Raw genomic sequence first — 14148 nt, forward strand, 5'->3', positions numbered from 1 at the left:
TTGTCACCATGGAGAAAACACAAAGTTTAAGGGGAGGAAGAGTTGATCGTTCGAGAGTCGTAAATTTAGAAAAAGGAAAATTACCACCACAAGCATTAGATCTTGAGGAGGCAGTTTTAGGAGCTATGATGACCGATAAAAAGGGGATTGATGAAGTGATAGATATTTTACATCCTGAAGCTTTTTATGATAAAAGACACCAAGAAATTTATGCAGCTATTTATGCTTTATTTCAAAATTCTGAACCAATAGATTTATTAACCGTATCTAATCAATTAAGAAAAGAAGGAAAGCTAGAAATAGCTGGTGGAGATTTTTATATTATTGGTTTAACACAAAAGGTAGCTTCTTCTGCTCATATTGAGTTTCACTCGAGAATTATACTTGAAAAGTTTATTCAGAGAAAATTAATTTCTATTTCTTCGGAAATTATTGAAAGTGCTTATGACGAAACTACAGATGTTTTTGATTTATTAGATGATGCGGAAGGAAAACTTTTCGAAGTAACACAAGGAAATCTTAAAAAAGGAGCAGAGAATGCTCAATCGCTTGTACAACAAGCAATCAATAAAATTCAAGAGATTTCAAATAAAGAAGGAATGAGTGGTTTAGCAACTGGTTTTACTAAGCTAGATGCACTTACTTCTGGATGGCAACCAACGGATTTAATTATTATTGCTGCTCGTCCGGGTATGGGAAAAACAGCATTTGTAATTTCGATGGCAAAGAATATGGCAATAGATTTTAATCACGCAGTTGCTTTGTTTTCTTTGGAGATGTCTTCTGTACAGTTAATTACTCGTATGATTTCTTCAGAAACTGGCTTAACTTCAGAGAAATTGCGTAAAGGAAACTTAGAACCACATGAATGGGAGCAATTAAATGTAAAAGTTAAAAAACTATCTGACGCACCTATTTATATTGATGATACTCCAGCTTTATCTATTTTCGACTTACGTGCAAAAGCTCGTCGTTTAGTATCACAGCATGGAGTAAAGATCTTAATCATAGATTATTTACAGTTAATGACAGCTGGTGGAGCAGGAGGTAACCGTGAACAGGAGATATCGATGATTTCACGTAACTTAAAAGCTTTAGCAAAGGAATTAGATGTACCAGTAATTGCATTATCGCAGTTATCACGTTCGGTAGAAACACGTGGAGGAAGTAAACGCCCACTTTTATCCGATCTTCGTGAATCTGGAGCAATCGAGCAGGATGCCGATATTGTATCATTTATTTTCCGTCCTGAATATTATGGAATGACAGAATGGGATGACGATGATCATTCACCTTGTGAAGGGCAAGGAGAATTTATTGTAGCAAAACACCGTAATGGTGGTTTAGATAATATTCGTTTGAAGTTTACAGGACATTTAGCTAAATTCTCAGATTTAGAAGAAGGATTTAGTAGTGAATTTCAATCTAGTATGAATACATTTGAGTCTGGTTCTTTACCATCTCCATCTGCCGCAGATGCTTTTGGAGCTCCAGAACCACCTTCAACTCCAGATTTTAATGATGATGTACCATTTTAAACTCAAATAGTGGAAATAGTTTTTATCATAATAGTAATATCAACATATCTATTTATATTTATTTGGGGATACAGTTATGAATATAAAAAAAATCCTAAAGGTTTTTTAAAAACTATCATTGGAATGCCAATAGCCATGTTTGCTTCGTATATGGGATTTCCTGAATTAGATAAGAAAATTAAAGATTGGACAGAAAAATAACAATAAACAAATCACAAAAAATATTAAAATACACAATTGCTTTATGGTAATTGTGTATTTTAGTTTTTACATATGAAGAAATACATAATATTACTAGTAATTATATTATTATCAAATACTGTATCGGCATCATTTATTTACCTGCCGATGAGTCATGATAATCAAAAAAACCATTTAAAAGCTTATGGTATTGTTTATTACGGACTTCAAAATGGATTAAAAGCGAAGTGGTTATTAAATTACGATGGAGGAGCTTTTTTAATTGAACATAATGATGCTGTTGTTAACGAATGTAAAATAAGAGGAGTTTCTTACGAGGTAATTTCAGATGTTAAATCTCAATTAATATTAGAAGAGATTTCATCACCAAGTAAAAATCAAGAAGCTGTAACTTTAGAGAAAGCTCCTAAAATAGCAGTGTATTCACCAAAAGATAAAATGCCTTGGGATGACGCTGTAACTATGGTGTTAACTTATGCAGAAATACCTTTTGATGTTGTTTACGATGAAGAAGTGTTGTCTGATAAATTGTTATTATATGAGTGGTTGCATTTACATCATGAAGATTTTACAGGACAATATGGACGTTTTTACGGAGCTTTTAGAACTGCTCCTTGGTATATTCAACAAAAGAAAGATGCTGAAGCCTTAGCTACAAAATTAGGATATAGTAAAGTTTCTGAAGCAAAACGAGATGTATCTAAAAAGATTAGAGATTTTGTAATTGGGGGAGGATTTATGTTTGCTATGTGTTCTGCTACTGATAGTTTTGATATTGCTTTAGCAGCAGATGGTGTAGATATTTGTGAAGCTATGTTTGATGGAGATCCTTCTGAACCAAATTATCAATCGAAAATTGATTATAACAAAACCTTTGCGTTTAAAAATTTCGAATTAATTCGTAACCCAACTACTTATGAGTTTTCTTCAATAGATATGACAAGAAAGCGAAGAATTAATAAAGAAGTAGATTATTTTGTTTTGAAAGATTTTTCTGCAAAATGGGATCAAGTTCCAACAATGTTGTGTCAAAATCATACTCAACTTGTAAAAGGTTTTATGGGACAAACAACTTCTTTTGAGAGAAGAGCAATTAAATCTAATGTTATGGTTTTAGGCGAGAATAAAACCAATAGAGAAGCAAGATACATTCATGGTACAAAAGGGAAAGGTTTATTTACTTTTTATGGAGGACATGATCCTGAAGATTATCAACATAGAGTAGGGGATCCAAAAACAGAGTTAGACTTACATCCAACTTCACCTGGATATCGTTTAATTTTAAATAATGTTCTGTTTCCAGCTGCTAAAAAGAAAAAACAAAAGACTTGATAACCTTTGTTTTACACATTAAAAATATTTAGAACCCTCACACGTTTTAAAACATGTGAGGGTTTTTAAGTGTAAATAGTATAATGATATATAGAGTGTTTCTTACAATGTTATTATTTTGTATTTCATGTTCGTCAAATGATGTAACGCATGATCGTAAAATGACAAATGATTTCATCAAATCATTATTGAAAAATGAAGATTTTTTAAAAGTAAATGGAATATTAGAAGTTTCTCTATGGAGTCCAGATTTAGTGAAAGAAAACATTGATTTCCTGAGTAATAGTCTAAAGATAAGGGATTTAAAGCATCTAAATTTTCAATTAAGTTTGTTGGATAGTTTTAGAGTTCCTTCAATTTTGATTAAACCTAAAAGAATAATCACTATAAATGAATATAAAGATTTTACTGCATTACTTGAATTGTTTCACAAAGAAGACTATTCTTACCTTGATTGGTTAGAAAAGAAAAATTGTAAATATGGATTTGGATCAATATCAAAACCGATTTTCAATGAGAAATACGATCGCGCTTTGATATATTTTGAAAAAATTTGTGGACCTCTTTGTGGCGGAGGAACGATAGCTTTATATGAACTTGAAGAAAATGAGTGGAAACAGAAAAATGTTATTGATCATTGGATACAATAAGATTTAGTTAATTAAAAACATAGAGATTTTGTAAGGTCATAAAAAAGGTTAGCATATAAAATGCTAACCTTATTATTATATATAAATACTACTATTTAATATCTTTAAGCATTTCTTTAACAGATCGTTCTAATTGCTGATCACGACCATTGTCAATAATACCAGGCATATTTTTTACTTTAATCATTGGTTCGGTTTGGTTATTTTCCATCCATCTACCAGATTTATCTTTAGCACTTACAGGAACAACTCCCCAATAACTTCCATCAGGTAAACCTTCCCAACCAGCAAAGCTACATGTTCCAGGAACAGGCATTCCTACTGTTTTACCAATTTTAAGATCTGTATATCCAGCAGCATAACAATGTCCGTCAGAATAATTACTTTCATTAAACATGGTTAATGTTGGTTTTGTCCAACGAGACGTTGGTTCACCACCGACAACTTTAGCTTCAGTTTCATAAGAAATAAAAGGTACGCCAGTAAAGAACATAGCTAAGTCGGCAACTAAATCACCACCACCGTTAAATCGAGTATCGATAATCATTCCTTTACGTTCGAAGAATTTACCCATAATATCTTTGTAAATACTTCTATATGGACCATCACTCATTCCAGGAATATGAACATATCCTAATTTTCCATTACTTAATCTATCTACTTCTTTTTCGTTAGTTTTTACCCATCTCTTATATAATAAGCTACTTTCTTCACCAAGAGAAATTGGTTTTATTGTTATAGTTTGTTTTTTCTTAGTTTTAGGATCAGTAATATCTAATAAAACAAATTTTCTAGCTTTTCTATTTAAATATTTAGCAACATCAACATTTTTATCGATAGTAACACCATCAATTTTTTCAATGATCATTCCTGCTTTTACATTTAAAGATGATTTGTCTAACGGACCCTCTTTTATGATTTCATCAATTAAAATACCATCATCTTTATGATTGTAATTCATGAAAATTCCAAGAGAAGCAGTAGCATCTGCATTATTGATACTAGTTCTATAACCTGCACCAGCATGTGAAACGTTTAATTCACCTAACATTTCAGAAAGCATTTCAGAAAACTCAAAAGAATTACCAATTGATGGTAAATACTTTTTGTATTCCTTTTTCATTTGCTTCCAATTGATACCATGAAAATCTGGATGATAGAAAATCGCATTAGTTCTAATCCAAACGTGATCGAACATTGCTTCTCTTTCTGCATCAGTATCTAATAGCATTTCACCATTAATCTTAACGCCTTTATTACTTTTCTTAGCTGGAGCTATTTTCGAAATTCTTCCTCCACTTAGTAAGTATAAGTTTTTCATATCCTTATCCCATTGAAGTGAACCAAAATTAGCATTTAAACGCATTACCATTTTAGTTTCCTTTGTGCGTAAATTTGTACTCCAAAGGTTCATTTTTCCTTCAAAACGAGCTAAGTAGTATAAAATATCACCTTTCTTTGATAATACAGCATCACCTAAACTAGAAGAATGAATAGTAAGTCTCTTAGTACGATCTTTCATACTGTCCCAATCGAAAGTAAGAGGTTTAATTTCCTTCTTTTTATCAGTTTTCTTCTTATCTTTTTTATCGTCTTTTTTGTCCTTTTTGGCAGTCTCTTTTTTCTTGTTCTTCTTTTGTTCAGCTTTAATAGCTTCCATTAATTTGAAATCTTCATCACTAAGATTAAATTGATCCCAAGCATCTTGTGTAAAGAACATACTGTATACATCAGTTTGAGACTGACCGCTAGTTGCGTAAGATTTTAAACCATTTCGATTACTAAACCATAGCATTTGCTTTCCTCCGTTAACCCATTTCGGATAATAATCACTATATCCGCTTTCAGTTAAATTAACACGTTTAGATCCGTCTGCGGCCATTAATAAAACTTCACTATTGCTTAACGTTTTACTCCATCCGACTAATAACCATTTGCTATCTGGACTCCAAGTATAATATTTATCTCCATCTCTCATATGGAATAAATCTTTTGGAGTAAGTAATGTTACTTGCTTTTTAGATTTTAAATCCATTACTTTTAAAGTACGACGACCTTCAACAAAAGCAATTTTAGATCCGTCAGGAGAAAACTCAGGTAAGTAATTATCAAATTTATTTTCAATTACTGGAGATTCTTTAATTAAAGTAGAAGCAAAAAAGAAAGGTTCTTCTTTTCTAACTTTTTCAGTTTTGTAAATACTCCATTTTCCATTTCTTTCACTACTATATACTACAGATTTACCATCTGGTGTCCAAGTAACAAAACGTTCTCTTTCAGGAGTATTTGTTAATCTTTTTGTAAACGATTCATTTACAGAAGTAACAAAAACTTCACCGCGAGCTATAAAAGCAATTTCTTTTCCATTAGGAGAAATAGCCATTTCGTTTACACCTCCATTAATAGATACAAATTTGTCACTGTTATCAATACTCTGTGTTCTAATAATAACATTTACTTTAGAAGGTTTTTCTCCTTCTTTCATTGTATATAACTCACCGTCGTAACCAAAACTTAAAGTTCCGTTACCCATGCTTAGAAAACGAACAGGATGCAACTTGAAACTAGTTATCTGTTGATTTTGATTAGGGTTATTTAAGTTAATTTTATAAACATTAAATGTTCCACTTTTTTCACTTAAATAATACATGCTTTTTTCATCTTCAGAAAAAATAGGTTGTCTATCTTCTCCTTCAAATGAAGTAATCATTTTATGAGTTTTATTTTTAGTATTGTAACTCCAGATATCTCTAGTAATTGAAGATTTATGATGCTTACGCCATTCATTTTCTCCACCTTTCTTATCATGATATAGCATTGTTTGTCCGTCTTTAGATACTTGAACATCTTCAGCAGGAACAGTTAACAATTGACTCACTCTACCACTAGAAACCGGAACACTATATAATTCTGGTTGCGATCCAGTAGGGTATTGTCTATGCTTTACATGATCTTGGCGTTGAGCACCGAAGATTACATTTTTATTATCTGCTGAAAATGAAAATGGAGTTTCATTACTAGAATGAAAAGTTAATCTTTCTGCAGCACCTCCACGAGCATCCATAACATAAATGTCAAAGTTTCCGTAACGATTAGAAGCAAAAGCGATTTTTTTACCATCTTTACTCCAAATAGCTTTATAATCATGTGCTTTATGGAAAGTTAATTGTGTTGCGTTTCCTCCATTAGAAGAAACTTTGTACAAGTCACCTTTATAGGTGAATACTATTTCTTTTCCATCAGGTGAAATAGATGAGTGTCTTAACCAATTAGGTTTCTCTTGAGAGAATAAATTAAAGGTTAATAATGTAAATAATATTGAAATGTATTTCATTTGGTTAATTTTTCGGCCAATCTACTAAATAGATGGAAGTTAATTATGTTAATTTTGGTTAAAAAGCTCGAGGAATATTTAATTTGAATTATTTTTTTTCAATTCATTAATAAAGTAAGAAGGTTTTACATTAGTGAATTTATAAAATGCCTTAGAGAAAGATTCAGCACTTTTAAAACCAACTTCTTCGGCAAGTGCTTTTACAGTATATTTTTGAAAAGTAGAATTATGTTTTAACTCGTTAACGATGTACTTTATACGAAGTTGATTAATATAATTAGAGAAATTTTGTTGTTTGTGCTGATTGATAACTTTGGATAAATAAGAAGAATTTGTTTCTAAATGACTAGCTAATTTTTTAAGATTGATTTCTGGGTTTAAAAATTCTTTATTTTTTTCGAATAAATCTAATTCCTTAAGTATAGCTTCACTTATTTCTTTTGAAATTTGGTAAGAATCTTGTCTAGGTATTAAAGTTGTATTATTAAATGATACTGTATTAGAGTTTTGTTCTTTTTCAATTAGTTTTGAAAATTGACGTTTATAATTACGTTTTCTTTTGGTTTGGTAGATTAAAATTAGAAGAATTATTAAAATTCCGGTTCCATATAATAGTTTATAAAGTTGATTTCGATTTGCTTTTTTTTGCAACTTAGCAATAATTTTATTTTTCTCAGCAATGAGTTTGGGTTTATCGTAATTTTCTGATAATGAAATATTTAGTTCTTTATTTGTTTTGTTGTTGTAGTTGTTAATATCAATTAGACTATTTAAGTAGTTTAATTGTTCAGTTAAGTTATTTTCGTTTTTTGATTTTTCAATTAGAAAATAATATGTCTTTTCAATTTCAGGATTTATAATATTTTCCTTCTTGTAAATAGAGTCAACTTTATAGTGAAATCTTTGAGCTTCTTTATAATTATTTGTTTTATCATAACATATAGCTAGTTGTGTGTAGCAGTAAGACAGTCGATTAATTGCTACGTGATCAGAAATAATAAATTTGACATATCTTTTTAAATGTTTAATAGCGATGTCATACTTTTTTTCTTCAAATTTAAGTTTAGCATTGTAGTATAGAAGAGTTCTAGTATGTTCTAAAGATTTATATTGATATGGAATTCCATAACCTTTATCTAAAAAATAATATGCAGAGTCGTATTTTTTTAATAATGAGTAAATTAATGTAAGTTTGTTATATATTTTATATGTTAAAATAGGATTATTTGAATTAGTTTTCTTTTTTTTCAATATTTCATTAAAAATATCTTTTGCTCCTTTATATTGTTTGTTAGCGAGTTTAATTGTTCCTATTCTATAATTAACAAATTCATAAATACTATCATTTTTATAATAATTTATAATTTTCTTAATCGCTAAATATTCTTTTAAAGCTTTGTTTTTAAGTTTTTTTACTTCGTATGCATTTGCTTTCTGACTTCTGATCTCAATTAAAAAATCATATTTTTTTTGAGGTTCATATATTTTTATAAGAGAGTCACAAAAAACATGAAATTCCCTATAATCATTTTTGTATTGAGATAATAAAAAGTTTCCGTAAAGTTTATAAGTAAATGATTTATTCTTTTCTGCTTTTTTTAAATATGCACGAGCATAAACTTTTGCTATTGCAGTATCTTTTAAATTCTTGTAGAAAGAGTTTATGAAATAAGCATATGATTTCTCAGCTAAACTATCGTTTACAATTTCTTGTCCTTTTAAATTTTGATTGATTAAAAAAGTAGAAAAAAAGAGAAAAAAGAATTTATAAAATTTCATTAACGAAGCGATTTTTAACAAAAATAAGTATTAAAAAGTTAAAAATAAGTACTCATTTTATGGTTTTGTTTTATAGTAGTTTAGATGTTTTAGGACTCGTTTTTTATAAAACGTGGGTACAATTTATTGTGTAATTAAAACTTTAAGATTTTCTTTGGGGTAAGAAAAGGGTTCGGGGGAATTAAAGAGGACGGGAAAATCTCTTAGGAAAAAGAAAATTTAATCAACTAAATAATCGAGCCCTTTTTTCTTTGTCAATTAGCTTTTTTTTCATTCTGAATCTATTACTTTTGTGTCAACAAAATAATATACAATGCCAACAACACAACAACTTCAAGATTTTACACAACAAGTTCGTCGAGATATACTTCGTATGGTACATGCAGTAAATTCAGGTCACCCTGGTGGATCATTAGGATGTGCAGAATTTTTTACATGTTTATATCAGGAGGTAATGGATTATTCTACTGATTTTAATATGAATGGAGAAAATGAAGATTTATTTTTCTTATCTAACGGTCATATTTCACCAGTATATTATAGTGTTTTATCAAGAAGTGGTTTCTTTCCAGTAGAAGAATTAGCTACTTTCAGAAAATTAGATTCTCGTTTACAAGGTCACCCAACTACTCACGAACATTTACCAGGAATTAGAATTGCATCTGGTTCTTTAGGGCAAGGAATGAGTGTTGCAATTGGTGCAGCAGAAGCTAAGAAATTAAATAATGATAATAAATTAGTATTCTCTTTACATGGTGATGGAGAATTACAAGAAGGTCAAGTTTGGGAGGCAGCAATGTACGCAGCTGCTAAAAAAGTAGACAACTTAATTTCAACTGTAGATGTAAACGAAAAACAAATAGATGGTACTACAGATGAAGTATTAGCTATGGGAAGTTTAAAAGCTAAATTTGAAGCTTTTGGATGGGATGTTTTAGAAGTTAAACAAGGAAATGACGTTGCAGCTGTTTTAGAAGGTTTAAATGAAGCTAAATCTAGAACAGGAAAAGGAAAACCAGTTTGTATTTTATTATATACAGAAATGGGGAATGGAGTAGATTTTATGATGCACACACATGCTTGGCATGGAAAAGCTCCTAACGATGAGCAATTAGAATCTGCATTAGCTCAAAATCCTGCTACTTTAGGAGATTACTAATCAGATTAATATCAATATAAAACGCCGCTACTTAACATAGCGGCGTTTCTTTTTTATTATTATTAACATTTCAGCGTAAACAAATATGTATTTTTACGTACTAAAAGATCAAACAATTTTAACTCAATGAAAATAGGTATTGTATGCTATCCTACTTTTGGTGGAAGTGGAGTAATGGCAACTGAATTAGGAATGGCATTAGCTAATAAAGGACATGAAGTTCATTTTATAACATACAATCAACCTGTTCGTTTAGATTTTATTTCACATAACTTGCATTTTCATGAAGTGATGTTAGAAGAATACCCATTATTTCAATATCAGCCTTATGAATTAGCATTATCTACTAAAATGGTAGAAGTTGTAAAACAATATAATTTAGAAGTTTTACATGTACATTATGCTATTCCACATGCCTATGCTGCCTATATGGCTAAAAAAATGCTTAAAGAGAAAGGTATTAAAGTAAAAGTGGTAACTACATTACATGGGACAGATATTACTTTAGTTGGAAGTCATCCGTCATACAAAACAGCTGCAGAGTTTAGTATTAATAAATCTGATGAAGTGACTGCTGTTTCTAATAGTTTAAGAGAAGATACATTACGATTATTTAATATTGAAAAAGATATTAAAGTGGTATATAATTTTATAGATACAGTTAAGTACGATATGGCTGATCAAGAAGAATGTATGCGTAGTGCAGTTGCAAATCCTGAAGAAAGAATCTTAACTCATGTAAGTAATTTTAGACCTGTAAAAAGAGTTTTAGATGTAGTTAAGGTTTTTCATAAAGTACAACAAAAAACACCTGCAAAACTATTAATGGTAGGTGATGGACCAGAGCGTTTAAAAGCTGAAAATTTAGCTAAAGAATTAGGAATTGCAGATAAGATATTATTCTTAGGAAACAGTAACGAAGTAGCTAAACTTTTATGTTATACCGATGTGTTTTTATTACCATCAGTAGCAGAAAGTTTCGGGTTAGCAGCTTTAGAAGCTATGGCAGCAAATACAGCTGTAATATCAACAAATGCAGGAGGTTTACCAGAAGTAAATGTTCATGGAAAAACAGGTTTTTTAAGTGATGTTGGAGATGTTGAAGATATGGCAAATAACACATTGAAAATTTTAGAAAACGACGCTTCTTTATTAGGGTTTAAACAAAGAGCTAAAGCGCATACAAAACAGTTTTCTTTAGATAAGATTTTACCACAATATGAAAAGATTTATCAAGCTTGTTTTTAAGTTACAAAACGTTATTGTGATTAATTGTTAGTTGACTGTTTTTTTATATTTAATTTTATGTAATCACCTAACTATGTCCTTAGATCTGGTTTATTTTAAAAAAATATAAAATCTTCCCTAGAGATATATAACTTGGTTTTAATTTTTTTATTGGACTTAGATTCTAATATTCAGTTTAATTTTTTTGATAAACTTAATAATATTGAAAATAATAATGTTTTTATTATTAGAGTAATATCGTTTTTAAATAAAAAAGTTGGCTTTTAAACCAACTTTTAACTTTTATAAATTATAAAATCTAATACTCTCTCGAATTAATTCTTCAGAAGCCTCACAACTTAATTCAAAATCTTCATAATCATTTAGTAAAACAAACTTTACAACACCAGCTTCATTTTTCTTATCGTGAATCAATAATCCCATAATCGGGCTAATGTCTTCTGTAGAAATTTCAATTTTTCCGTAAATATTGATGATAGCTTCTTTAATTTCAGCTGTTTTTTCTTCTGAGAAATTTAAAATTTTAGAAGATAAATAAGCTTCACAAACCATTCCTATAGCAATGGCTTCACCGTGGGTAAGATTTTCTTTATGTTCAGAATCTAAAAAGTAAGACTCAACAGCATGTCCAATTGTATGACCCCAATTTAAAACTTTACGCAACCCTTTTTCCTTAGGATCTTCAGTTACAACTTCGTTTTTAATCTCAATAGATCTATGAATTAAGTCAATGATATTTAAATCAGGATTATCTTTTATTTCATTAAATAAGTGAATGTCGTGTGTCATTCCATATTTAATAATCTCAGCAGTGCCAGAGCGAATTTCCCTTGGATCTAATGTGTGTAAATACTCTGGATCAACTAATACCATTTGTGGATTAGCAAAAACTCCAATTTGATTTTTTAAAACTCCTAAATCTACTCCAGTTTTTCCACCAACAGAAGCATCTACCATTGAAAGTAGCGTAGTAGGAAGATTGATAAAGTCGATTCCTCGTTTAAATGTAGAAGCAACAAAACCACCTAAATCTGTTATAACTCCACCACCAAGTGTAATTAATAAACTTTTACGATCTGCTCCTAATTCAGTCATAGCATTCCAAACACCCAAACAAGTGTCTAAGTTTTTATGAATCTCTCCTGAGTCGATTTGAATTAATTCAATTTTTAAGTCGGTTTCTAAATGTTGTATGAATTTAGGATAGCAATATTCAATAGTGTTATCATCAACCAATATAAAAATTGATGAATACGTATTTTCTTTTAAATGTAAATTTAATTCTTGATATGCTTTGTCAGAAAAATGTACTGGATATGTAGTTGCTTGAATTGTATTCATTGGTTGTTTTAATATGATGCAAATTAAATAGAAAATATTAAAATATTTAAATGTTGTCTTCTATATTTGTCGGAATAAAGTAAACTAGTTACTACTATCAATGAAACTTTTTGAAAATACCGAAGTAGCGTTTAAATTAAAATCAGATTCTGAGTTAGAAAGAGCTCATTTTCTGTTTCGCTTAATACAGAGTCAACCTATGGTAAAAATAGGAACTGCTGTTACAAACTTTGCTTTAAAAGCACATTTACCAGTTGAAGGTTTAATTCGTTCTACAGTGTTCGATCATTTTTGTGGAGGAATAACAGAAGAAGACTGTATTCCTAACATAGAAAAAATGTACAATGAAGGAAATGTTCATAGTGTTTTGGATTATTCTGTAGAAGGAAAAGAAGAGGAGGAAAGCTTTGATAGTGCAGTAAAAACTATTGAAAATATTATTAAGTTCTCTGAAGAAAAAAACTCAATTCCTTTTGCTGTTTTTAAACCAACAGGGTTTGGTCGATTTGCCTTATATCAAAAAATTGGAGAAAAAAAGCCATTAACTGTTGAAGAGGAAGAAGAGTGGAAGAGAGTTAAAGCAAGGTTTTACAAAGTTTGCGAATTGGCTTTTAAGAAAGATGTTCCTTTGTTAATTGATGCAGAAGAAAGCTGGATGCAAGATGCAGCAGATGATTTAGTTGAGGAACTTATGGAGAAATACAATAAAGATAAAGCAATTGTATTTAATACACTTCAAATGTATCGTCACGATCGTATGGAATATTTAAAGGCTTTACATCAAAGAGCACATCAGAAAGGTTTTCATATTGGAATGAAAGTAGTTCGAGGCGCATACATGGAAAAGGAAAGAGCTAGAGCAGAAGAATTCGATTATCTTTCTCCTATTTGTAAAACTAAAGAACTAACAGATAAAAACTACGATGAAGCTATTTTATATATGATGGAACATAAAAATATGGCTTTATTCGCAGGAACTCATAATGAGGAAAGTTCATATTTATTAATGCAATTAGCTGAGAAATATAATATAGAAAAAGACGACAAAAGAATGTGGTTTGGTCAATTATATGGAATGAGTGATCATATTAGTTTTAATCTCGCTAAAGAAGGATATAATGTAGCAAAATATGTTCCATTTGGACCTGTTCGAGATGTGATGCCTTATCTAATTAGAAGGGCAGAAGAAAATACATCTGTAGAGGGACAAACTTCACGAGAGTTAAAACTCCTTAAAGTTGAAAAAAAACGTAGAAAACTGTAATGACTGGAGTAGAAGAAATAAAAGCTTTACTAGTAAGTAATAAAATTCGTTTTTTAAATGAATTAAAAGAGAGTAAAGAACTTATTTTACTACTTAAAAAATCAACAACGAATAAGTTAACTACAGAAGAAAAACATAAGATAGAGGAACAGTTATTAGATATTTGTAAAGCTATACCAGCTTTTGCAATTTTCTTACTACCAGGAGGTTCTTTATTATTACCTTTGTTAGTGAAATTGATCCCTACAATTTTACCAAGTTCTTTTAGAAAAGATATAGAAGATTTAAAATAACAAACAACA

The 14148-nt window shown here is 29.9% G+C and carries 11 protein-coding genes; 8 read left to right on the plus strand and 3 right to left on the minus strand.

The features are described 5' to 3' along the window. Window positions 1-8 precede the first annotated feature (8 nt). The 4 genes from dnaB to AC2TEO_RS01640 all read left to right on the plus strand — a co-directional run bounded on the left by dnaB (window position 9) and on the right by AC2TEO_RS01640 (window position 3721). Window positions 9-1538, plus strand: coding sequence for a replicative DNA helicase (gene dnaB, locus AC2TEO_RS01625; RefSeq protein ID WP_442266436.1), 1530 nt, complete (start codon window positions 9-11; stop codon window positions 1536-1538). 9 nt (window positions 1539-1547) lie between these two features. Continuing rightward, on the plus strand, window positions 1548-1739 hold the full coding sequence (locus AC2TEO_RS01630) for a hypothetical protein (protein WP_442266437.1): 192 nt from the start codon (window positions 1548-1550) through the stop codon (window positions 1737-1739). Window positions 1740-1811: 72 nt separating this feature from the next. Beyond that, window positions 1812-3071 (plus strand): asparagine synthetase B, encoded by a 1260-nt coding sequence (locus tag AC2TEO_RS01635; RefSeq protein WP_442266438.1) that lies wholly within the window; start codon window positions 1812-1814, stop codon window positions 3069-3071. An 83-nt stretch (window positions 3072-3154) separates the two neighbouring features. Beyond that, window positions 3155-3721 carry a hypothetical protein gene (locus tag AC2TEO_RS01640; protein WP_442266439.1) on the plus strand — a complete coding sequence of 189 codons (567 nt, stop codon included), beginning with the start codon at window positions 3155-3157 and terminating at the stop codon, window positions 3719-3721. Between the two features lie 91 nt (window positions 3722-3812). Here AC2TEO_RS01640 and AC2TEO_RS01645 read toward each other — a convergent pair whose 3' ends face one another. Both AC2TEO_RS01645 and AC2TEO_RS01650 read right to left on the minus strand, forming a co-directional pair. Continuing rightward, window positions 3813-7055, minus strand: a complete 3243-nt coding sequence (locus AC2TEO_RS01645) for a S41 family peptidase (RefSeq protein ID WP_442266440.1) — start codon at window positions 7053-7055, stop codon at window positions 3813-3815. A gap of 78 nt (window positions 7056-7133) precedes the next feature. Next, complete coding sequence (locus AC2TEO_RS01650) at window positions 7134-8834, minus strand: helix-turn-helix domain-containing protein (protein WP_442266441.1); 1701 nt, start codon at window positions 8832-8834, stop codon at window positions 7134-7136. Between the two features lie 313 nt (window positions 8835-9147). Between AC2TEO_RS01650 and AC2TEO_RS01655 the strand changes: the two genes are divergently transcribed. Together AC2TEO_RS01655 and bshA are read left to right on the plus strand one after the other, a co-directional pair. After that, window positions 9148-9993, plus strand: coding sequence for a transketolase (locus AC2TEO_RS01655; RefSeq protein ID WP_442266442.1), 846 nt, complete (start codon window positions 9148-9150; stop codon window positions 9991-9993). A 126-nt stretch (window positions 9994-10119) separates the two neighbouring features. After that, entirely contained in the window at window positions 10120-11241 is a 1122-nt protein-coding gene (gene bshA / locus AC2TEO_RS01660; protein ID WP_442266443.1) for an N-acetyl-alpha-D-glucosaminyl L-malate synthase BshA, read from the plus strand. Between the two features lie 282 nt (window positions 11242-11523). On the opposite strand, the gene aroB is transcribed toward bshA, so the two are convergent. Beyond that, window positions 11524-12582 (minus strand): 3-dehydroquinate synthase, encoded by a 1059-nt coding sequence (gene aroB, locus AC2TEO_RS01665; protein ID WP_442266444.1) that lies wholly within the window; start codon window positions 12580-12582, stop codon window positions 11524-11526. Between the two features lie 100 nt (window positions 12583-12682). Between aroB and AC2TEO_RS01670 the strand changes: the two genes are divergently transcribed. Continuing rightward, a complete protein-coding gene (locus AC2TEO_RS01670) occupies window positions 12683-13846 on the plus strand; it encodes a proline dehydrogenase family protein (protein WP_442266445.1) in 1164 nt (387 codons plus the stop codon). Next, window positions 13846-14139, plus strand: coding sequence for an LETM1 domain-containing protein (locus AC2TEO_RS01675; protein WP_442266446.1), 294 nt, complete (start codon window positions 13846-13848; stop codon window positions 14137-14139). Before AC2TEO_RS01670 ends, AC2TEO_RS01675 begins: the two co-directional genes overlap by 1 nt. The last annotated feature ends 9 nt before the right edge of the window (window positions 14140-14148 follow it).

Source organism: Tenacibaculum aquaeponti, assembly GCF_057221555.1.